We start from the raw sequence: 20,615 nt of genomic DNA, 5'->3' as shown, positions 1-20,615 counted from the left end.
GGGGCCCCGGCGTGCACGCCGCACCCGGGGCCCCGCCCGGCGCACGAGAGCCGTGGCCCCGCCCGGCGAGCGGCGGCCCCTGACCCGAACGGGCCTCCCCCGCACGGGACTTCACTCCGGCAGTGGACGCATCGGTGTGGTGACCGGCAGGTTCAGCTGTGCCCTGTGGGTGAGCCAGGGTGTCGGCCGGTAGCGGGGGTCTCCCGTGGTGGCGTACAGCGCCTCGGTGAGGGCCAGAACCCGCCCGGCGCCCAGGGTGTCGGCCCAGGCCAGGGGCCCGTGCGGATAGCCGAGGCCGAGTGTGACGGCGAGGTCGATGTCGGCGGGCGCCGCGATACCGCGTTCCGCGAGCGCGGTGGCGACGCCGATGACGGAGGCGAGGAGCCGTTGCGCGACGGAGCCCGCCGTGTCCCGTACGACGCTGACCGCCTGCCCGTCACGCGCGAGCACGGCGGCGGCGTCCCGCAGCGCCCTGTCGTCCGTCGCCGGTGTCACCGCCAGCACGCGGCGTCGCGTGCCCAGCGCCAACGGGTCGACGCCGAGCGTACGTTCGGCCGGAAGCCCGTGTTCCGCGACCGCCGCCGCCACCGTGGTGCCCCAGGTGGGCACCAGATGCAGCCGCCCATCCGCCGCGTCGGCGCCGCCCCCGGGAACGCCGTTCGCGGCGCCCACGGCGGTGCGCAGCGCGTCCGCCTCAGCGCCCTCGCCGACGACCGCGACCGCACGCGAGGCGTCGCCCGCTCCCAGCCGCTGCTCGGGGACCGCGGGGTCCTCACCGTCGTACGTGTAGAAGCCGCGCCCCGACTTACGGCCGTAGAGCCCGGCCGCCACCCGGTTCGCCGTCAGATACGAGGGCCGGAGCCGGTCGGCGTGGTGGAAGCCGCGCCAGACCCTGTCGATCACCGAGGCGGTGACATCGAGTCCGGTGAGGTCCATGAGCGCGAACGGGCCCATGCGCAGCCCCAGTACGTCGCGCGCGATCCGGTCGATCTCCGCATGCCCCGCGACGCACTCCTCCAGCAGCGCGAACGCCTCGGTCACCAGGCCGCGCCCCGCGTGGTTGACGAGAAAGCCGGGGGTGTCGGCGACGGTGACGGCCCGGTGGCCGCAGCCCTCGACGAGGGAGGTGAGCAGCGGCGGGATGCCGGGCCGCGTCGCCGCTCCCGGAACCACCTCGACGACCTTCATCAGCGGTACGGGGTTGAAGAAGTGCAGCCCGGCCAGCCGCCCGGGGTCTGCGAGGCGGGATCCGATCCCGGTCACGGACAGCGAGGAGGTGTTGGTCGCGAAGACGGTCGCGGCAGGCAGCACCCGCTCAAGCCCCGTGAACAGCTCGGCCTTGACGTCCAGTTCCTCGATGACGGCCTCGATGACCAGGTCCGGCGCTTCCTCGTCGGCCGCGGGCCGCGCGTACGGGGAGTCGAGCGGTACCAGCCGGCCGAGCGCGCTGTCGACCTCCTCGCGGCTCATCCGCCCCTTCTCGGCTGCGCGTTCGAGCAGCCTGCGTACGGCGTCCACCGCCTCGGTCACGGACGCGGGCCGCGCGTCGGCGAGTTCGACGGTATGGCCCGCCGTGGCGGCCCACTGCGCGATACCGCGGCCCATCGTGCCCGCTCCCACCATCCTGATCCGCATGACGGCTCCCTCTCCTCAGCGCAGGTAGACCCGGTCGGAACCCACATCCTCGCGCAGCGCCCCGGTCCCGAGCGGCCGGGGGCGGTGGGGCGGCGTGACGCCAGGGCAGGGGGCGACGGGGCAGCGGGGACGGCGAGATGCGGGGCGGCCCGGCAGGCGGCGTTGATCAGGGCCCTGGAGCGCATTACCTTCGCTCGTGGAGCCGCGCCCTCCGGCGCGGAGCCGTGGCTCAGCGGAATCCGGGGGCCACCCAACCCTGTCCTTCCCACCCGTTCCGCTCGTTCGGTCCGTTCCGCTCCGAGAAAGGCCCCGTATGTCCGACATCGTCATCTGTGAGCCGCTGCGCACCCCGATCGGCGCCTTCGGCGGCGGGCTCGCGAGCGTGCCTCCCGCCACGCTCGCCGCAACGGTGATCGCGGAGGTCGTGAAGCGTACGGGCATCGAGCCGGGCGCCGTCGACGAGGTGATCCTCGGCCAGGCGTATCCCAGCGCCGAGGCCCCCGCGATCGGCCGGGTCGCCGCGCTGGACGCGGGGCTGCCCGAGTCGGTGACCGGCACGCAGATCGACAGGCGCTGTGGTTCGGGGCTCCAGGCCGTGCTGGACGCGGCGATGCAGATACGGGCCGGGTTCAGCGAGGTCGTCATCGCGGGCGGCGTCGAGGTGATGAGCGCGGCGCCGTACTACACGCACGAGGGCCGCTGGGGCATCAAGGGCCCGGGCCTCCAGCTCCATGACGCCCTCGCGCGCGGCCGGGTCACGGCGGGCGGCGAGCACCACCAGGTGCCGGGCGGCATGATCGAGACGGCGGAGAACCTGCGCCGCGACTTCGGGATCAGCCGCGAGGACCAGGACGCGCTGGCGCTGCGCTCCCAGCGGCGTGCGGCCGAGGCGCTGGAGAAGGGCCTGTTCGAGGCCGAGACGGTCCCCGTCACGGTGCGTGCCCGTAAGGGCGAGACCGTGGTCGCGGCCGACGAACACCCGCGCCCGGGGACCACGGCAGAGCAACTGGCCGGGCTGCGGCCCGTACGGGGCAGGAGCGACCCCGGCGCGACCGTCACGGCTGGCAACGCCAGCGGCCAGAACGACGCCGCCGCGGCCTGCCTGGTCACCAGCGCAGAGACGGCCGAACGCCTCGGTCTCACCCCGCTGGTGCGGCTGGTCTCCTTCGCACGCTCGGGCGTGCCGGCCAGGATCATGGGCCTCGGCCCCGTGCGGGCGACACAGGACGCGCTGGAGCGGGCGGGCCTCTCGCCGGCCGACATCGCCCTGATCGAGCTGAACGAGGCGTTCGCCGCGCAGGTCCTCGCCTGCACGCGTGCGCTCGGGCTGACCGAGGAGGACCACGAGCGCCGGATCAACGTCAACGGCTCGGGCATCTCACTCGGACACCCCGTAGGCGCCACAGGCGCCCGCATCCTGGCGACCCTCGCGCACACCATGCGCCGCACCGGTGCCAGGTACGGCCTGGAGACGATGTGCATCGGCGGCGGCCAGGGCCTGGCCGCCGTCTTCGAACGCGTACCGGACTGACGTCCCCCTGTCGCCCCCTGCCGGGTCACCAACAGGGGGCCGACAGAGGGCGGTCGGCAGGGGCCCGGGGTGCCGCGCCGAACGGGCCGCGCGGCTGCCGCCCGTCAGCGTCCGCGCGCGGGCCGGCCCTCCGGCTTCGCGCCCCGCTCCGAGACCGGCTCCCCGCCCAGTTCTTCGCCTATCCGCCGCAGCAGTTCGGTCGACTCGGCGGGTGGCGTGGCGCTGGTCACCAGCCGGTCGGTGACGCGGCGGTACGACTCGATGTCGGGGGCGTCCTCGAAGTACGTGGCACTGTTGAGCTGTTCGAGATACACCACGTCGGGCAGCTCGCTCTCGGGCAGCCGCAGCAGCGTGACGGGGCCGCCCGCAGCGGCGTGACCGCCCTCGCTGAACGGCATGACCTGCACCGTCACATGCGGCAGTTCGCTCATCGCCTCCAGGTGCCGCAGCTGTGCCCGCATCGTGGCCCGGCCGCCGACGGGACGGCGCAGCGCCGCCTCGTCGACGACGGCCCACAGGTGCGGGGCCCTGGGGCCGAACAGGATCTGCTGACGGCGCATGCGCAGGGAGACCCGGCGCCGTAGTTCCGTCTCCGGTGCGTCACCGTGGGCGAGTTCGATCACGGCGCGCGCGTACTCCCTGGTCTGCAGCAGGCCGGGGACGAACTGCACCTCGTAGGTGCGGATGACGCTGGCGGCCTGTTCGAGGCCGATGTAGGTGTGCAGCCACGCGGGCACGATGCCCTGGTACGACTGCCACCAGCCGGGGGTGTTGGCCTGCTGGGCCAGCGCGGCCATCATGGCGCGCTCGTTCTCGTCCGTGACGCCGTAGATCCTGAGCAGGTCGGCCACGTCGCGCTGTGCGAAGCCGGTGCGCCCCTGCTCCATCTCCTCCATCCTGCCGAGCGTGACACGGATGGTCTCGGCCGCCTCCTGGCGCGATATGTACTGCGCCTCGCGCAGCCTCCGCAGCCGGGTGCCGAGCACCATCCGGGGTACGGCGGGTGAGGCCACCGTGCCCTCCCACGCCTGTTCCGCCGCGCCGTCGTCCGCGCCGCCTCCGCCGTCGTCCCCGACGACGGAGGCATCCGGCCGACCGCCGTCGGTGACGTCAGTGATGTGCATGCCGCCGCTCCCGTACCGTAGCCGCATAGGTCTCGCCACCTTCTCAGTTTCCCTCCCCGCTTCACTGACACCGCACGGGGGTACCCTGCCCAACTCCGCCTGGAGTCAGGCACGTCAGTGCCCATGTTCCGTGCCCGGGGCACATACCGTTCCTGTGAAGGGCGCCACGCGGTGCTCCCGCCTTGCCCGGGGAGCGCGCGCGGAGTAAACGCCACGTGCATGGGAACCTCACGGCGGACGGCGGCACATATGACCGAAGAGACCACCGAACCACTCGGCTCCACGCCCTACGGCCACGCGGAGGAGCGGGCACGCGCCGCTGCGGCGCGGCTCACGGCCGCCGGAGTGCACGGGACGGCGCTCACCTGGGTGGACAACGCGGGCATCACCCGGGTCAAGGCGGTCCCCGTGGGGCGCCTGGCCGAGACGGTACGCATGGGTGTCGGCATGTCCCCTTGTTTCGACGTCTACCTTGTCGACGACTCCGCGACCTCCAGCCCGCACATCGGCGGCCCCGACGGGGATCTGCGGCTCTTCCCCGATCTGGACCGGGTCACGGTGCTGGCGGCGCAGCCCGGTTGGGCGTGGGCGCCGGTCGACCGTTACGAACAGGACGGCACGCCCTACGTGGCCTGCCAGCGCGGGTTCGCACGGCGGATGGCCGAACGGGCGCTGAGCGAGCACGGGATCGAGCTGCGGATGGGCCTGGAGACGGAATGGATCGTCACCCGCGGTCCGCTGCCGCAGACGGGCGCCGAGCTGGAGTACCCGAGCACGGGGCCCGCGTACGGGATGGCGCGGCTGGCCGAGATGGCGGACTACCTGCGCGACATCCTGGAGGCCCTGGCGGCGCAGGGTGTCGAGGTGCTGCAGATCCACCCGGAGTACGCGCAGGGGCAGTTCGAGGTGTCGGTGGCGCCCTCCGATCCCGTCGGCGCGGCCGATCTGACGGTGCTCGTACGGGAGACGATCCGCGCCGTCTCGCTGCGGCACGGGCTGACGGCGTCGTTCGCACCCGTGGTGGAACCCGGTGGAGTGGGCAACGGCGGGCATCTGCACCTGAGCCTGTGGCGGGAAGGACGCAACCTGTGCGCGGGCGGCGAGGGCCCGTTCGGCATGGAGCCCGAGAGCGAGGCGTTCCTGGCGGGCGTGCTGCGGGAGTTGCCGGCGCTGCTGGCGATCGGCGCACCCTCCCCCGCGAGTTATCTGCGGCTGCGGCCCTCGCGCTGGGCGGGCGCCCATCAGTGCTGGGGGTTGGAGACCCGGGAGGCGGCACTGCGCTTCGTCGCCGGTGGCGAGCGGGCACCGGAGGCGGCGAACGCTGAGGTCAAGTGCGTGGACGCGGCGGCCAATCCGTATCTGCTGACCGGCTCCGTGATCGCGGTAGGGCTGGCGGGCCTGGGCGCGGGGCTGCGGCTGCCGCCGCCGATCACGGGCAACCCGGTGGACGAGGGCATCCAGCCCCGGCTGCCCACCAGCCTGGCTGTCGCGCTGGGACACTTCGAACGCTCCGGTGTACTGCGGGAGGCGCTGGGCGAGGCGCTGTTCGGCGCCGTCGCCGCCGTACGCAGGGCCGAGAGCGAGCTGTTCGACGGCGCGACCCCGCTGGAAATCGCGGCGGCCACCCGAGGGAGGTACTGAATGCACGGATTCCCGCTCCTGGTCGACCAGCACTGTCACGGTGTGCTCAGGTCAGGTCCCGACCGAGGCACCTTCGAGTCGTACCTGACCGAAGCGCAGGTGCCCCCGCCCCCGGGAGTCTCCTTCTTCGACACCCAGCTCGGCTTCGCCGTGCGGCGCTGGTGTGCCCCGGTGCTCGGGCTCGAACCGCACTGCCCGCCGCGCGAGTACCTGGACAGGCGTGCCGAGTTGGGGACGCCGGAGACGACCAGGAGGTTGCTGCGCGCGAGCGGCATCTCCACGTTCCTCGTGGACACCGGGCTGCCGGGCAATCTGCTCACCCCGGGCGAACTGGCCGAGACATCGGGCGGCGAGGCACACGAGATCGTCCGCCTCGAACGGCTGGCGGAACGCGCGGCCGACACCGCACGGGACACACACTCCTTCCTGGCCGAACTCTCCGACGGCATACGGGAGGCGGTGCGTACGGCGCGCGGCTTCAAGTCGGTGATCGCCTACCGTTACGGCCTGCACTTCGAGCCGCACCCGCCCAGCACCTCGGAGATCTACACGGCAGCCGACCGCTGGCTGGGCTCCCGGGTGCCGGGAGGCAGGCTGTCCGACCCCGTACTGCTGCGGCACCTGCTGTGGACCGCCGTCCGTACGGGCCTGCCGCTCCAGCTCCACACCGGTTTCGGCGACCCGGATCTGCGCCTGGACCGCTGCGACCCGCTGCTACTCACGGACTTCGTCCGCGCGACTGCCTCCTACGGCACACCACTGGTGCTGCTGCACTGCTATCCGTACCACCGGGGCGCCGGCTATCTCGCGGCCGTCTTCCCGCACGTCTACGTCGACTTCGGCCTCACCCTCTCCCATACGGGCGCCCGCGCGGGGCAGGTGCTGGCCGAGTTCCTCGAACTCACCCCGTTCGGCAAGCTCCTGTTCTCCACCGACGCCTACGGCCTTCCGGAGCTGTACGTGGTCGGCACCCAGCTCTTCCGCGAAGCGCTCACCACCCTCACCGACACCTGGACGGCCGCGGAAGCCTGGTCCCCCGAGGACGTCCCGCGCGTCACCGCCATGATCGCCGCGGAGACGGCGACCCGGCTCTACGGCCTGACGTAGGGGGCATCGGCACGTAGGGGGCTTCGGCCTGACGTAGGAGGCGGGGTCAGCAGAAGGGCTCCTGGGCCGGGCCCCCGGCAGGACTCCAAAGGATTCTTGGCAAAGAGTTCTTTGGAGTCTAGGGTGCGCGCTATGGAGACACCGCACCCGAACGCCGTTGTGCTGGACACCAAGGGCCTGCGCGCACTCGCGCACCCGGTGCGCGTCCAGCTGATCGGCCTGCTGCGCAAGCACGGGCCCGCCACCGCGACCCAGCTCGCGCTGCGCCTCGACCTCAACTCCGGCGCCACCAGTTACCACCTGCGGCAGCTGCACGCCGTGGGGTTCGTCGAGGAGCTGAGCGAGCGGGGCAACGGGCGCGAGCGGTGGTGGCAGGCAGCGCACGAGGAGACCTGGCTCGACAGCGCGGAGATGCTCCAGCACGACCCCGAGGCGACGCTCGCCTACCTGCGCGGGGTCACCGCGACCAACGCCCTCCAGGTGCAGCGCGCGCTGAACGCCTTCACGACGATGTCGCACACCTGGCGCGACGTCTCCGACCTCAGCGACTTCCCGCTGCGCCTCACCCCGGGCGAGACGGCCTCGCTGCGCGCGGAGTTGCGCGAGGTCATCGCCCGCTACCGCAAGGACACCCCCGAACAGGCCGCCGAGGCACCGGCAGACGCCGAACGCGTCGAACTCATCACCTATCTCCTCCCCGACCCCGAAGAGGACACCGACGCCTCGTGAGACGCGGCAAGACCCCCGGAACAGCAAAGACAGCCGGAGAGAACACAGCGGAAACGGCTGGGCCGAAGGGGACATCCGGCATACCGGAGGCGTCGGCCGGCAAGCCCGTCGAGGCCGGCCCGCGTACCCTCCGGCCGGTCGCCGGGCTCCTCACCGCCATCGCCGTCGCCCTGACCGGCACCCGGATATCCGCGATCTCGATCCCCTGGTTCGTCCTCGTCACCACCGGCAGCGCGACACAGACCGGAGTCGTCGCCTTCTGCGAGATGGCGCCGTACGTCGTCGTCAAGGCCCTCACCGGGCCACTCGTCGACCGGTTCGGCCCCCGGGTGACGTCCTGGACGACGGACCTGACGAGCGCGGCTGCGGCCGTCGCCATCCCCGTGCTGCACGCCACGGACCAGCTGTCGTTCCCGTCGCTGCTCGTGCTCGTCGCCGTCATCGGCGCCGTACGGGGCCCCGGCGACCTGGCCAAGCAGATCATGGTTCCGGAGGCCGCCGAGCGCAGCCGTATCCGGCTGGAGCGGGCGACCGGCCTGGAGGGCACCATCGAACGGCTCGCCTCCACGGTCGGCCCTGCCGCCGGCGGCGCGCTCGTCGCCGCGCTCGGCCCGATGGCGGGGCTGGCGGTCAACGCGGCCTGCTTCGCACTGGGCTCGCTGCTCGTCGCCGCCTGCCTGCCGCGCGGCATGGGCCGCCCCGTACCGCAGGCGCACGCGGGCACCGAAGCGGACGGCACGCTCGTCCCCGGGCCCGGATACTGGCGCAGGTTCGGCGAAGGCTTCACCTTCCTGCGCGGCGACCCGCTGCTGGCGACCGTCGTCGTCCTGATCGCGGTCGTCAACTTCCTGGACGCGGCCTTCATGTCCGTGCTGCTGCCCGTGTGGGCACACGACTCCGGGCACGGACCGGCCGCGATCGGCCAGGTCAACGCGGCCCAGGGCATCCTGGGCATGGGCGGCAGCCTCATCGCCGCCGCCATCGCCCACCGCATGCGCCGCAGGCCGGTCTTCTTCGCCGGGTTCCTGCTCGCCGGAGCGCCCCGCTTTCTGATCCTCGCCACGGACCAGCCGATGTGGGTGGTACTGGCCGTGTTCGCCGTCGGCGGCTTCGGTGCGGGCTTCCTCAACCCGATCCTCGGCGCCCTCGCCTTCGAACGCGTCCCGCGCCCGCTCCTCGGCCGCGTCAAGGCCCTCGGCGACTCGCTGGCCTGGGCCGGCATCCCCCTGGGCGGCCTGGCAGCCGGCGCCGCCGTCGCCGCCTTCGGTCTCGTCCCCGTCCTCCTCACCGGCGGCGCCCTCTACTTCCTCACCACGAACCTGGCCGGACTGCGCCCCGAATGGCGCGAGATGGACCGCGCCCGCACCCAAGCGACCGCCTCCGGCACCCCACACCCCGAACCCCCACCACAACCGGCCCCCACGGCGCGGGCCGCCCCGTCACCGGCCGACCCGTCACCGGCCGACGGGACACGGGGCGATGCGACACGGGGCGGCGGGACGCACGCCGGAGACCGGGTATCCGTGACGGATGATCCCTGACGTCGAATGGCTCGCCTTCCTGCCCGCTGCCGTCCTCCTGGCCGCGACACCTGGCGCCAACCAACTGCTGGTCCTGCGCAACGGAGTCCGCCACGGCCCGCGGCCCGCGATCCACGCCTCCCTCGGCCGGTTCGCCGCCTTCGCGCTGATGGTCCTGGCCGTCGCCGCCGGCCTGGGCGCGGTCCTGGCCACCTCGGAGCGTGTCTTCACGCTCGTCAAGTGGTGCGGCGTCGCCTATCTGTCCTGGCTGGGCTGCCGCTCCCTCTTCACGGCCGTACGAGGCACGCGCTTCACGGCTGTACGAGGCACGCGCCCCACCGCTGTGCGGGGCGCCCACCGGTCCGGGACCGAGCTGACGGCGACGCCGGGGAAGCCCGGAGGTATGGGCTCGTGGAAGCTGGCGCGGCAGGAGTTCGTGGTGGCGGCCTCCAACCCGAAGGCCCTCCTCCTGTTCACCGTCTTCCTCCCGCAGTTCCTCACGGACGGCGCCCCGCACGTCGCCCCGCCCCTGCTGGCACTCGGCGTCGCCTACATCGCCGTCGAGTTCTGCTGCGCGTGCGGCTACGCGGCGATCGGTGCCCGGCTGAAGCGCCTCGGCCTCACCCGCCGCGCCCAGCGCCTCCTGGATGCCGGCACCGGCCTCGCGATGCTCGCCCTGGCGGGCCGGCTGGGGGCGCAGAAGCGTTAGTTCGTGTCCGGTGGTTCGCGTCGGGGAGGGAGTGACCCTGGTCGCGCGTCGCGGGCCTGGGGTTGTTCGGGGCCGGTCGCGCACTTCCGGGTGCGGCCCCCACGTGGGCGGAGACGCAACACCGCAACGCCCCCTGCCCCGCGCGCCGGACGGAGGCAAGGGGCGTCGTCACGGGACGACGGTGGGGTCAGCCGCCGATGTTGACGTCGACGCAGGCGTAGAACGCGTTCGCCGTGTCGGCGACGTTCCATACGGCGAGCACGGTCTGCTTGCCGCTCTTGCCGCCGAAGTCGACCTTGTGGGACAGCTCGGACGGCGGCTGCTGGCCGCCCTGGTCGAAGGAGGCGATCTTCTGGCCGTCGATGAAGTAGTCCCACGTGGTGGTGCGGTGGGCCGCCGTCAGCTTCCAGTTGAAGGTCGCGGAGCTGCCGACATTGGCGACGTTCCAGCCGTGGTTGTCGTCACGGAGTTCGGCCCACTCGTCGTGGCCGCCCGCACAGTCCTGGAGGCCCTTCGGGCCCTCGACGCTCTGCGGCTCGTACTTGATGGAACCGCACTCGACGACGCCCGCCGCACACTGCGCCTGCCTGCTGGCCGGGTCGCTGATGTAGCCGTGGGCACTGGCGGGGGTCACGGAGAGGCCGAGGACCAGCAGCGGAGAGGCTCCGGCCCCGATGAGCGCGGCCAGCTTCCTTTTCTTGTGCATGTCAACTCCTTCACGGTGAAGACCGTCACTCACCCGTACCGTGGCGACAGCCTCATCGAGTGGGGGGTAGAGCGGGCACGAAGACGTCTCCGTCACCGGCGTGGATTACGGCAGCCCCGTGAAGTCCTGACAGCCGCGACCCGGCCGGCCCGGGTTCGCGCTCCGCAATTGGTCTAGACTTTACCGGCTGTCTGCCCACGGTCAAGAGTGCCGTTCATGGTTCAAGAACCCCTGCCCGCCCTGCCACGCGCCCAACTCCCCGCCGGTACGGCCGCGTTGCCGCACCCGGGGTCGCCTTGGTCAGCGGGTTCCCCCGCAGTGGTGGGTTCTTCTGTGAAGGGGCACGTTGTAGGTGGGCCGGTTGTTGACCGTTTCCGGGTCGAAGGCACCGAGCTGGGCGTAGAGCGCCGAGATGTTGGCCAGTTCGTCGGGCGGGATGACGTCCTCGATGCGGTCGAATCCCTCAGGGGCACGTTCGTGCGCCATGTCGATGACGATCTCAGGGCCGCGCTTACGGCCCTTCTCCTGGAGCCGGGTCGCCGGGGGGCGGCGTTCCAACTCGTAGGCGGCGAGGCCCTCGTCGGCGTCCTCGTGGGTGGCCAGTGCGCGGGCCAGGACGCGTGCGTCGATGATGGACTGGGTGGCGCCGTTGGAGCCCATCGGGTACATCGCGTGTGCGGCGTCACCGAGGAGGGTGGCGCGGCCGGCGGTCCAGCGGGGCAGCGGGTCGCGGTCGACCATCGGGTAGACGTAGGCGTGCTCGGCGCCGCGTACCAGCCCGGGGACGTCCAGCCAGGCGAAGTCCAGGTCGGCGAAGTGGCCGAGGAAGGCGGCGGGTTCGGCCGCCCTGTTCCAGTCGGCCGGCTGCAGGCGCTCACCGGGGTCGGCCGCGCGCGCGACGGCCCAGTTCATCATCACCGGGCGGCCGTTGGGCGCCGCCGACATGGGGTAGACGACGGCGCGGCGCCTGAGGTCCCCCGCGATGATCATCGTGCGGCCGTCCAGGAAGGGCGGCGCCCAGGTGATGCCGCGCCAGACGATGAGCCCGTTCCACGGCGGGTCGCCCTCGTCGGGGTACATCGCGGCGCGTACCCCGGAACGTATGCCGTCGGCGCCGATGAGCACATCGGCACCGGCCGTGGACCGGCCGCCCGCCATGGGATGCGAGAGCCCCACCGTGACCCGTCCGCCGTCCACGGCCCACAGCTCCTCCACTCTCGCGTCGCAGGTGAGCGCGTCGGGGCCGAGCCGCTCGCGTACCGCGTCCGCCAGTACGCGCTGGAGCGCGCCACGGTGAACGGACAGCTGGGGCCACCGGTACCCGGCGCTCAGTCCGCGCCGCTCGTTCCAGATCAGGGAGCCGAAACGGTTGTAGTAGGACAGCGCGCCCGTGGGCACGGCGACTTGGGCGAGCGCGCCGTACAGGCCGAGTTCGTCCAGTTCGCGCACCGCGCTGGGCAGGATGTTGAGGCCGACACCGAGGGGCGCGATGCGCGGCGCTGTCTCGACCAGCCGGACGCGCTCGAACCCGGCGGCGTGCAGGCTCAGCGCCGCCGTCAGCCCGCCGACCCCGGCGCCGGCGATCAGGATCTCCACGGTGCCTCCTTGCCGTTCAGGGCCGGTACAGGAGCCGGCTGGTCGGACGGGGCGGACGGCGCCGGCACCGCGGACGGGGCCGAGGCCGGTACAGCTGAGCCGTGCGGAGTGCTCGCCGTCGCCCGTGACTGCGCTGCCCTGGCGCCCGCGCAGGTGCGGGGAAGCGGGTGCGCCTGGTCGTGGCGGGGCACGCCCGCGCCGCCGCTCATCCGGGCTGTCTGCCGGGTGAGGTCGAGTATCTGGCGCAGCAGGTCGACGCCGGCGCCGCCGCTGCCCACGGGGTAGAGCCGCACCTCCGACTCGTACGCCTGGCGCGCGATGCCCAGGTGGCGCCCGCGGAAGACGATGACGACGCGCAGCATGCGGATCAACGCCTCGGCCGAGAGCCGCAGTTGGGGGTGGCGCAGCTCGGCGGCCTCCGGGTCGTCGCCGTAGCACTGCACGAGGCGGCTGACGACGGAGGGTACGACGCTCCAGTGGCCGTAGAAGGCCCGCCAGCGCGGCAGGCTGTAGGGCACCGACTCGCGCAGGAACTCGGCGTACTCGGGCTCGGCGTGGTCGGAGGCCCACACGACCTGGTCGAGCAGCCACAGCGGTACCTGCGCCGCCGCCGGCCCCAGCAGGACGCGTCCGCCGACGGTGATCTCCTCGAAGTAGGGGCGCAGTTCGCGCGCGAACCAGTGGGGCGACACCCGGTCGATGACCATCGTGATGGACTCGACCATGCACTCCAGCAGCGCGGCGAGTTCGTCCATCAGCAGGGCGAACTTCGGGTCGAGCGGATCGGTCTCCGAGAGGCTGCTGCCCTTCTCCAGACCGTCGCGCAGGCTGGGGAAGACCATGCGCACCGAGTCCTGGAGGTGCGCCTCCTGCGCGTCTCCCGTGTACATCCGGCGCCGCTCGCCGACGGGGTTCCAGGTGCAGTAGTGGTGCACGGTGTCGCGGGGCACCATGCCGGTGCGGCGGCCGAGTTCGGTCAGTACGGGCAGCGCCTCGGGCACCAGGGAGAGGGGTTCGGTGCCGTGCCGCTTGAGGGAGCCGAGGAAGATCCCGAGGTCGCGCATCGCCGCCAGCGCCTCGTCGGCGGAGTATGCCCCGGCCTCGGGCAGAGCGGGAACGAGCGTACGCAGCGCGGCTGCCATCGCCGCGATGTCCGCGGTCCCGTTCCATGTGCGTAACGCCTGACACGCCCCGTCGGCTCGGAGGGGGTCCATCGCGCGGACTCTCTCCGTCTGCGCGTCACTGCCATGATCGATCATCGGACTCATGAGCTGGGTCGTCTCCTGGGAACGTGCGCGATCCGTTGCCGTACGTACTGGGCGATCCGTTGCTGTGCCGTGCGATGCGTGCGGTGTGCGGGTGTGCGGTGCGATGTGCTCGTGTGCGGTGCGTCGTGTGTGCGGGGCGCCGTCCGGATTGCGTCGTGCGCGTGCACGCCGCGTCGTTCGGTGCCGTGTCATTCAGCGCCGTGTCGTTCGGTGCCGCGTCGTTCGGTGCCGTGCGGTGGTGCGCCGCCTCCCGCGGGCGGGCTGAGGGGTCCGGGTGGTGCGGTCGGACAGGGCCGCGGGCCCGGCCCGTTCAGCCGTCGGACGGGCCGATGGCGTTCACTTCCCCGGACGTGGCCGTACACCGTGGTGTACGGGCCGCGCCCGGGTGCTGTGCCCAGTGTCAGGCACCGACCGTTGACCACTGCTGCCAGGGCTGGCGTGCGACCCAGTCGACGGTGGGTGTCAGGCGGATGCCGAGCCTGCGTTCCAGCACCGCCGCGTCGACGGCCAGCAGGTCGGTCGCCCTTCCGTCGCTGACATGGTGGTAGATGCTGGCGACACCGGCAGCCGCCTCGTTGCCCAGCAGCTGCGCGAGCCCCGACTCGAACTGCTCCACTTCGAGGGAGAGATACCGCACGTCCCTGCCGAGGCCCCGCGCGAACTGGTCGGCCAGCTCGTGGCCCGTGAGCGCCTGGGGGCCACCGAGTGCGATCACTTCGCCGTCGAGCCCGTCGTGCTCCAGTGCCGCGACGGTCGCCTTCGCGAGGTCGGCGTGCGAGAGCCAGGAGACGCGCTGTTCGGCGGGGAGCGGGTAGGCGAGCACGCCGTCGTTGACGAGCCCAGGACCGTTCCAGGGGCTGAAGAGGTTGTCCAGATAGACCGGCGGGCTCAGAACGACGGTGGGTACGCCGCTCTTGCGCAGGATCGCCTCGGCGTCGCGCCGCGTCTCGAAACCCGGGCGGTGTGTACGCGCGCCGGGAATGGGCGTGTTGGTGTTGTAGACGAGCCTTTCGACACCCGCGCTGCGTGCGGCGTCGGCGATGTTCCGTGCGTAACTGAGCACGATTTCACGGTCGTACGCGAGCGGAATCACCACGGAGGCATGGGTGATTCCTTCGAACGCACGGAGCACGGATTCACGGTCGGCGAGGTCGCCGAGAACCATCTCCGTTCCGTTCGGCGCGACGCCTGACGCGTTCTGCGGATGCCGCGCGAATCCGCGCACGGTGTGTCCTTGGGAGGTCAGCAGCCTTGCGACGGCGCTTCCCTGGAATCCCGTGGCTCCGGTCACCAGGAAGTGTTTCCAGCGGGCCTCGGTCATGTGGTGCTACCTCCGGTTCGTATGTCCTGTACGCGCTGGAGCGAGCCTCTCCGCACGCGAACAGGTATTCAATTAAGGAAAGGCGACGCGGCTTTAACGTGCGTCCAGCCCGTCATGCCGGCGTCCTCGCGCCGGGTTCGCCGGGCGCGCCCAGTGGGGTGGAGACTCCGGGCGCCGTCGGCCGGCGCAGGGCGAGGCTCAGCAGCGCTCCGGCCAGCGCGACGGCCGCGCCCGTCAGGAACGCGGCGGCGAAGCCCTCGGTCAGCGCCTCGGCACCGGTGGACCCCACGGCGTCCGACCGGGCGGCGGCGACGGCCGAGAGAACGGCGAGGCCGATGACGGAGCCGAACTGGAGGCTGGTGTTGACCAGTCCCGAGGCCAGCCCGATCTCCTCGGGCCCCGCATCGGCCGTCGCGGCGACATTGGTGGTGACGGCGACCAGCGGCAGGCCCACCCCGATGACCAGGGTCGCGGGCAGCACCTCGCTCACGTAGGGCCCCGAGGCCGACAGCAGGGAGAGCCAGCCCATGCCCCCTGCCACCATCAGGAAGCCCCCGCACATCACCGTGCGCAGCCCCAGCCGGCCGATCAGCCGGCCCGCGTGGGAGGCGACGCCCATGACGACCAGGCACAGCGGCAGCAGCGCCGAGCCTCCCGCGACGGGCTCGTACCCCAGTACGGCCTGGAGGTAGAGGCTCACCAGGAAGAACATGGGGAACAGCGAGACCTGCGAGAGCCCGGCCAGGATGTTGGCACGCCGCAGGGTGCGCCGGCGGAAGACCGAAGGGGGCACCAGCGGGACGGCGGCGAACCGTTCGATCACCACGAAAGCGGCGAGCAGCACGACGGCTGCCCCGCCCGTCAGCAGGGTCCCGGGTGCCGTCCAGGAGGTCTGCGCGGTGTTGACCAGCGCGTAGGCGAGGAGGGCCAGCCCGCCCGTCACCGTGGCGGCGCCCGCCAGGTCGAAGCCGCGCGCCGCCTTGGCCGGGGGCGCGGCGGGAAGCAGCCGGAAGGCGCAGGCGATCAGGACGACCGCGACGGTGACGTTCATCGCGAACGTGGACTGCCAGCCCAGCCAGCTGGTCAGCATGCCGCCGAGCACCGTGCCCGCCGCTCCCCCGGCGCCCGCCATGGCCGCGAAGACACCGAGCGCCTTGTGCCGGTCGGGCCCCTCGGGGAACAGCGCCAGCAGCAGCGCGAACGCGGCTGCCGCCGCCATCGCCGCACCCAGGCCCTGCCCCGCACGCGCGGCGATGAGCAGCGGCGCCGTGGTGGCCAGTGAGCCGGCGAGGGAGGCGATGGCGAGCACACCGAGCCCGGCCGTGAACAGCGTGCGCCGCCCCACGAAGTCGGCGGCGCGGCCACTGAGCAGCAGGAGCCCGCCGAACGAGACGAGGTACGCGTTGGCGACCCACGAGAGCTGCGCCGGCGCGATGTCCAGGTCACGCCCGATGGAGGGCGCGGCCACATTGATGATCGCCGTGTCGAGTATCAGGACGAACTGGGCGCACGCCAGCAGGGCGAGCGAGCGCCATTGGTCGCTGCGTGCCACGGTCTTCACCTGTCCCCGCTGCGGCTGTCCCCGCCGTGGCCCCGGACATCGTCCAGTTGGTAGCCGTCCAGGCACGTGCGCGCGAACTCCTCCAGCAGGTCCGGGCGGCCGTCCCTGACGATGCCGGGGAAGTAGACGTGCGGGGCGCCGTGGTAGAAGCGCTCGTACTGCTCGTGGCGGGAGGCGAACTCGGAACCGAGCGCGTCCCAGGCCAGCTTGAGCAGCTTGACGCGCTCCTCGGCGGGATGCCCTGGAGAGCGGATGTACTTCGCGACCAGCGGCCCGAGTTCGGGGTGACGCAGGTCGTAGCCGGAGGCGGGGAGCTGGATGAGGCCACCGCCGGCCAGCATCTTGATCTCGGCCAGGAAGCGCGGGTAGAGGTCACCCGCCATCGCCCGGTGTGCGGAGGCCATCTCGCGGTTGAGGTGCACGGAGGGTTCGGCCGCAGCGGTGTGCTCGTAGTCGGCCTCGGCCGCCAGCACCATGGACTTGGCGATGTTCAGCCAGCCCATCAGGCGGCCTATCTGGGTCTGGACGGGCGGGAGTTCGTAGGTGTTGTTGGCCTTGGCTATCAGGATGGCGAGGCCGGTGAGGAACTCCAGCTTGGTCCAGAAGCGGGTCGACGCCTGGTGGACGAAGTTGTTGTACGCGGGGGTGCTCCACCACATGCCGAGGTTGGCCTCGACGTTGCGGTAGACGAGCATCCGCTCCCAGGGTACGAAGACGTCCTCGCAGACCAGCAGGGCGTCGTTCTCGTCGAAGCGCGAGGAGAGCGGGTTGTCGAAGACGCTGCGCGCGTTCGCCTCGTAGGAGGCGCGGGAGACGAAGGAGAGGCCGGGGGTGTCGACGGGTATCGAGAAGCAGAGCGCGTAGTCGACGTCCTGCGGGGCGAGCGGTTCGATCGTGCCCACGATGATCTCGTCACCGAAGACGGCGGCCGTCCCGACCATCTTGGCGCCCCGCACGACGACTCCGCCGTCCCGTTCCTCGACGGCACGCACGAAGAGGTCGTTCTCCTCCTGCTCCGAGGCCGGCTTCGTACGGTCGATCTGCGGGTTGCTGATGGTGAACGCCTCGTAGAGATGCCCCCGCGACATGCGCCGGTGAAAGGCGCGCACATTGTCGGAGCCGTCGAAACCCGGGGTCGCGAACAGTTCCGGTTTCGCGAGGAATCCCGCGATCCCGGCCGCCATGTAGTCGGGAGAACGTCCCAGGAATCCGAAACTCGCCTCCGACCACGTCTTGAACGCCTTTCGCCGCGCGACGAGTTCCTCGTACGTGCGCGGAACGTGGTAGGCGCGGAGAATACGTTCCTCCTCGCCCGCTCCTTCCGGAACGACGGTGAGGGACTCATGGAACGCGTCCTCGTTCGCGAGATCGTAAAGACGCGCGAGGGAACGGGCCGTGTTACGGAATGCCGGGTGCTCGGTGATGTCCTTGACCAACTCACCGTCGAACCACACCGCGCGCCCGTCACGCAGCGAATTCAGATACTCCTGGCCGGTGCGGATCATCTCTCTCCTCGCGTGCTCTCGTTCGTCGGGCCGCGCCGGTTCGGCTCACGGCGCGGCTGCTGCCCCGGGCCCTGAGGGCCGGGTTCCCTGTCGCGTGCCGGGGCGGGGGCCGCGAAGACCACGGAGACCACGGAAACGGACGAGGCGCCACCTCACCCTTCCCCACCCCCCGCTCGTCCACCCCCTGCTCACCGCCCTGCAGGACGGCAGTCCCGGAAACAAGGTGTCTCCCGCAGCGACCGCGATCAATAAACGATGCGCTGCCGAGGCTTAAGGTTTGTCCATGTCAGGTGACGACGTGCTCAGTGAACTGTTACGGCCCCTGCGTCTGCAGGGAGTGTTCTTCAGTAAATGGCTGGCCGGCGGCAGATGGGCCGTGCGCGGCACGGACGACAGTTGCGCGGTCGTCCATTACATGCTGGAGAACGAGTGCTCCATATCCTTTGAGGACAACTCGGAGCCCATTCGGCTGCACCCCGGAGACCTCGCGGTGTTCCCGCACGGCACAGCGCACACCTTCGCCGACGCCCCCGACCGCGAGACCGTGGCCCTCAACACGCTGCTGCCGCACACCCATGCGGGCAAGTCCCGCATCATCCGGATCGGCAGCGACGCACCCGACACGGCGATGCTGTGCGCCAGCCTGCACTACGACGCGGCCAGCGAACCCGCGCTCTACCGCGCGCTGCCCCGGGTGATCGTGCTGCGCGTGCACGCCCTGGAACGGGAGACGCTGCTGCTGCGCACCCTGGAGTCGCTGACGGCGGAGATCGACCGCACCGGGCCGGGAACCCGCCTGATCATGCTGCGTGCCTTCGAGATGATCTTCGCCCTGTCGCTGCGGGTCGCCCTGGAACAGCTCACGGAGAACTCCCCCGCGCTCCAGGCCCTGCGCCACCCGGGCATCAGCAAGGCCCTCACCCAGATCTACACCGCCTACTGGCGGCCCTGGACGGTGACTTCGCTCTCCAAGGAAGCCGGCATGTCGCGGTCGGCGTTCGCCAAGCTCTTCCGGCAACTCGTCGGCGACACCCCAGCGCGCCACCTGACGTCCTGGCGCATGAAGGAGGCGGCCCAACTGCTCACCGGCACCGCCATCCCCCTGAGCGAGATCCCCGAACACGTCGGCTACCAGAGCACGGTGGGCTTCCACCTCGCCTTCCGCAACGAGTTCGGCACACCCCCCGGCGAGTACCGCGCCACCCGCGAACGCCGCCTCCAGGAACTGGGCGAGGGAGCCTGAACGGGCCCTTGGCAGAAGCCGAGCTTGAGGCAGGGGCGGTTCGCTTGGGGCAAGGGTCACTTGAGGGCTGGTGGCGCTTGTGGCTGGTGGCGCTGGGGACAGGGGGCCCGCCCGGGGCCCGGGGGCCCGGGGGCCCGGGTGCGGGGGTCCGGGTGCGGGGGTCCGGGTGCGGGGCACTGGGTGTCGCTGCGGAACGGTACCGAGTGCCCTGACGTCCCCCGGTCAGCTCTCCCCGAGAGCCGATTCGACCTTCTGCACCACCCGCCACAGCGGGGCACCCCTCGGGGCCACCATGACGATCACGTCCCCTTCGTCCGCCCGCCCGGCCGAGGCGGCAGGAGCGGCGGAACCCGCCTCAGCGGCAGGGCCGTCCTCAACGGGGGCGGCGGAGGCGGCAGTTGACGCGCCGGAAGCAGAACCGGAAGCAGAACCGGAAGCAACAGCCGCACCCGAGGCGCCGGCCGCGCCGGAACCAGCCGCCGTGCGGGCGGCAGGTCGCGCATGGTCACCCGTACTCCCCCACACGGCACGTACGAGCCCGAGCGCATCGTCGACGGCCGCCTCAGCGTCGCCCTCGCCGCCCGAACGCAGCCAGGTACGGAGCCCGTTGTTGTGTGCGGCCACGACGGCGGCGGCGATCACCTCGGCACGCAGCGCCCCGTCCGTCGCGCCCTCGTACCGCCGGCGCAGAAACCCGGCCAGCGTGCGCTCGTAGCGGCGCACCACTGACAGCTCGTACGTCCGCAGCCCGGGAACCTCCTGCGTGAGCTGGTACCGCTGTACGGAGAACTCCGGGTTGGCCGCGTACATCCGCACCACGATCCGCGCCGCGTCACACACCCTGCGCACCGGGTCCTCGCCGCCCTCGCCGGCGCCCGCCTCCTCGCCCGCTTCCTCTCCCCCACGGGTGTCCGCACCCTCCAGGAAAGCGGTCACCTCGGCCAGGCAGCTCTCGTGGTCGGGGAAGACCGCGTCCTCCTTCGAGGGGAAGTAGCGGAAGAAGGAACGGCGCCCCACGCCCGCACGCGCCACGATGTCGTCCACGGTCGTCTGCTCGAATCCCCGCTCCATGAACAGCTGGAACGCGGCCTCCGCCAGCACCTCCCGCATGGGTGCCTTGGCAGCCGCCTCAGCAGGGGCCGCACCCGCGCCCTTACGTCGTCTGCGCACCTCAGTCATGCCCGGAACCTAGCACCGGAACGGCGATTTGGCACTGAGTACCTTTACAGAGGGTACGGAGTGTCATAACCTCGCGGTCATCAACTACGTTCGACAAGCAGTCCATTCAGCACCAGTAGGAGAGCCGGCGTGAGCTTGAGGATCGTTGTCTGTGTGAAGTATGTGCCTGACGCTGCGGGTGACCGGCGTTTCGCGGAGGATCTGACCACTGACCGCGAGTCGGTCGACGGTCTGCTCTCG

At 71.7% G+C, this 20,615-nt stretch carries 16 protein-coding genes and 1 pseudogene; 8 read left to right on the top strand and 9 right to left on the bottom strand.

Going from position 1 to position 20,615, the window contains the following annotated elements:
- Positions 1-111: 111 nt before the first annotated feature.
- Positions 112-1,635: a 3-hydroxyacyl-CoA dehydrogenase gene (locus NMN56_RS37490; RefSeq protein ID WP_274045113.1), complete on the bottom strand. Its 1,524-nt coding sequence runs from the start codon at positions 1,633-1,635 to the stop codon at positions 112-114.
- Between the two features lie 313 nt (positions 1,636-1,948).
- On the opposite strand from NMN56_RS37490, the gene NMN56_RS37485 reads away from it, so the two are divergent.
- Positions 1,949-3,166 (top strand): acetyl-CoA C-acetyltransferase, encoded by a 1,218-nt coding sequence (locus tag NMN56_RS37485; protein ID WP_274045114.1) that lies wholly within the window; start codon positions 1,949-1,951, stop codon positions 3,164-3,166.
- Positions 3,167-3,270: 104 nt separating this feature from the next.
- Here NMN56_RS37485 and NMN56_RS37480 read toward each other — a convergent pair whose 3' ends face one another.
- Positions 3,271-4,290, bottom strand: a complete 1,020-nt coding sequence (locus tag NMN56_RS37480; protein WP_274045115.1) for a helix-turn-helix domain-containing protein — start codon at positions 4,288-4,290, stop codon at positions 3,271-3,273.
- A 249-nt stretch (positions 4,291-4,539) separates the two neighbouring features.
- Here NMN56_RS37480 and NMN56_RS37475 point away from each other — a divergent pair, with 249 nt between their 5' ends.
- The 5 genes from NMN56_RS37475 (at position 4,540) to NMN56_RS37455 (ending at position 9,996) form a co-directional block, all read left to right on the top strand.
- Complete coding sequence (locus tag NMN56_RS37475; RefSeq protein WP_274045116.1) at positions 4,540-5,931, top strand: type I glutamate--ammonia ligase; 1,392 nt, start codon at positions 4,540-4,542, stop codon at positions 5,929-5,931.
- Entirely contained in the window at positions 5,932-7,038 is a 1,107-nt protein-coding gene (locus NMN56_RS37470) for an amidohydrolase family protein (protein WP_274045117.1), read from the top strand.
- Positions 7,039-7,170: 132 nt separating this feature from the next.
- The gene (locus NMN56_RS37465; RefSeq protein WP_274045118.1) at positions 7,171-7,767 is read left to right on the top strand and encodes an ArsR/SmtB family transcription factor; all 597 of its coding nucleotides are present in this window, start codon (positions 7,171-7,173) and stop codon (positions 7,765-7,767) included.
- A gap of 80 nt (positions 7,768-7,847) precedes the next feature.
- Positions 7,848-9,308 carry an MFS transporter gene (locus tag NMN56_RS37460; RefSeq protein WP_274045270.1) on the top strand — a complete coding sequence of 487 codons (1,461 nt, stop codon included), beginning with the start codon at positions 7,848-7,850 and terminating at the stop codon, positions 9,306-9,308.
- Positions 9,298-9,996, top strand: coding sequence for a LysE family translocator (locus NMN56_RS37455; RefSeq protein ID WP_274045119.1), 699 nt, complete (start codon positions 9,298-9,300; stop codon positions 9,994-9,996). Before NMN56_RS37460 ends, NMN56_RS37455 begins: the two co-directional genes overlap by 11 nt.
- A gap of 187 nt (positions 9,997-10,183) precedes the next feature.
- Here the strand turns inward: NMN56_RS37455 and NMN56_RS37450 are convergent, their stop codons facing one another.
- The 6 genes from NMN56_RS37450 to NMN56_RS37425 all read right to left on the bottom strand — a co-directional run bounded on the left by NMN56_RS37450 (position 10,184) and on the right by NMN56_RS37425 (position 17,953).
- On the bottom strand, positions 10,184-10,702 hold the full coding sequence (locus tag NMN56_RS37450) for a lytic polysaccharide monooxygenase (protein WP_274045120.1): 519 nt from the start codon (positions 10,700-10,702) through the stop codon (positions 10,184-10,186).
- Positions 10,703-11,002: 300 nt separating this feature from the next.
- Positions 11,003-12,298, bottom strand: a complete 1,296-nt coding sequence (locus NMN56_RS37445) for a flavin-dependent oxidoreductase (protein ID WP_274045122.1) — start codon at positions 12,296-12,298, stop codon at positions 11,003-11,005.
- On the bottom strand, positions 12,286-13,512 hold the full coding sequence (locus NMN56_RS37440; RefSeq protein ID WP_274045124.1) for a monodechloroaminopyrrolnitrin synthase PrnB family protein: 1,227 nt from the start codon (positions 13,510-13,512) through the stop codon (positions 12,286-12,288). Before NMN56_RS37440 ends, NMN56_RS37445 begins: the two co-directional genes overlap by 13 nt.
- 454 nt (positions 13,513-13,966) lie before the next feature.
- Entirely contained in the window at positions 13,967-14,887 is a 921-nt protein-coding gene (locus NMN56_RS37435; protein ID WP_274045125.1) for an SDR family oxidoreductase, read from the bottom strand.
- 112 nt (positions 14,888-14,999) lie between these two features.
- Entirely contained in the window at positions 15,000-16,439 is a 1,440-nt protein-coding gene (locus NMN56_RS37430; RefSeq protein ID WP_274045126.1) for an MFS transporter, read from the bottom strand.
- 5 nt (positions 16,440-16,444) lie between these two features.
- A complete protein-coding gene (locus tag NMN56_RS37425) occupies positions 16,445-17,953 on the bottom strand; it encodes a 4-hydroxyphenylacetate 3-hydroxylase family protein (RefSeq protein WP_274045127.1) in 1,509 nt (502 codons plus the stop codon).
- Between the two features lie 283 nt (positions 17,954-18,236).
- Between NMN56_RS37425 and NMN56_RS37420 the strand changes: the two genes are divergently transcribed.
- Positions 18,237-19,196 (top strand): AraC family transcriptional regulator, encoded by a 960-nt coding sequence (locus NMN56_RS37420; RefSeq protein WP_274045128.1) that lies wholly within the window; start codon positions 18,237-18,239, stop codon positions 19,194-19,196.
- Between the two features lie 222 nt (positions 19,197-19,418).
- On the opposite strand, the gene NMN56_RS37415 is transcribed toward NMN56_RS37420, so the two are convergent.
- Positions 19,419-20,306, bottom strand: a complete 888-nt coding sequence (locus NMN56_RS37415) for a TetR family transcriptional regulator (protein ID WP_274045271.1) — start codon at positions 20,304-20,306, stop codon at positions 19,419-19,421.
- 198 nt (positions 20,307-20,504) lie between these two features.
- Here NMN56_RS37415 and NMN56_RS37410 point away from each other — a divergent pair.
- Positions 20,505-20,615: pseudogene (locus NMN56_RS37410) on the top strand (electron transfer flavoprotein subunit beta); the annotation flags it as partial.

Source organism: Streptomyces iconiensis (assembly GCF_028657195.3).
Lineage (GTDB): Bacteria > Actinomycetota > Actinomycetes > Streptomycetales > Streptomycetaceae > Streptomyces > Streptomyces iconiensis.
The sequence above is the reverse complement of the archived record's forward strand: the minus strand, read 5'-3'. Positions and strand labels throughout refer to the sequence as shown.

What these genes read in the sequence shown, in the direction of transcription:
- NMN56_RS37490 (WP_274045113.1), bottom strand. Translation starts at nt 1,635, where the DNA reads ATGCGGATCAGGATGGTGGGAGCGGGCACGATGGGCCGCGGTATCGCG.
- NMN56_RS37485 (WP_274045114.1), top strand. Translation starts at nt 1,949, where the DNA reads ATGTCCGACATCGTCATCTGTGAGCCGCTGCGCACCCCGATCGGCGCC.
- NMN56_RS37480 (WP_274045115.1), bottom strand. Translation starts at nt 4,290, where the DNA reads ATGCACATCACTGACGTCACCGACGGCGGTCGGCCGGATGCCTCCGTC.
- NMN56_RS37475 (WP_274045116.1), top strand. Translation starts at nt 4,540, where the DNA reads ATGACCGAAGAGACCACCGAACCACTCGGCTCCACGCCCTACGGCCAC.
- NMN56_RS37470 (WP_274045117.1), top strand. Translation starts at nt 5,932, where the DNA reads ATGCACGGATTCCCGCTCCTGGTCGACCAGCACTGTCACGGTGTGCTC.
- NMN56_RS37465 (WP_274045118.1), top strand. Translation starts at nt 7,171, where the DNA reads ATGGAGACACCGCACCCGAACGCCGTTGTGCTGGACACCAAGGGCCTG.
- NMN56_RS37455 (WP_274045119.1), top strand. Translation starts at nt 9,298, where the DNA reads ATGATCCCTGACGTCGAATGGCTCGCCTTCCTGCCCGCTGCCGTCCTC.
- NMN56_RS37450 (WP_274045120.1), bottom strand. Translation starts at nt 10,702, where the DNA reads ATGCACAAGAAAAGGAAGCTGGCCGCGCTCATCGGGGCCGGAGCCTCT.
- NMN56_RS37440 (WP_274045124.1), bottom strand. Translation starts at nt 13,512, where the DNA reads ATGGACCCCCTCCGAGCCGACGGGGCGTGTCAGGCGTTACGCACATGG.
- NMN56_RS37435 (WP_274045125.1), bottom strand. Translation starts at nt 14,887, where the DNA reads ATGACCGAGGCCCGCTGGAAACACTTCCTGGTGACCGGAGCCACGGGA.
- NMN56_RS37425 (WP_274045127.1), bottom strand. Translation starts at nt 17,953, where the DNA reads ATGATCCGCACCGGCCAGGAGTATCTGAATTCGCTGCGTGACGGGCGC.
- NMN56_RS37420 (WP_274045128.1), top strand. Translation starts at nt 18,237, where the DNA reads ATGTCAGGTGACGACGTGCTCAGTGAACTGTTACGGCCCCTGCGTCTG.
- NMN56_RS37415 (WP_274045271.1), bottom strand. Translation starts at nt 20,306, where the DNA reads ATGCGGGAGGTGCTGGCGGAGGCCGCGTTCCAGCTGTTCATGGAGCGG.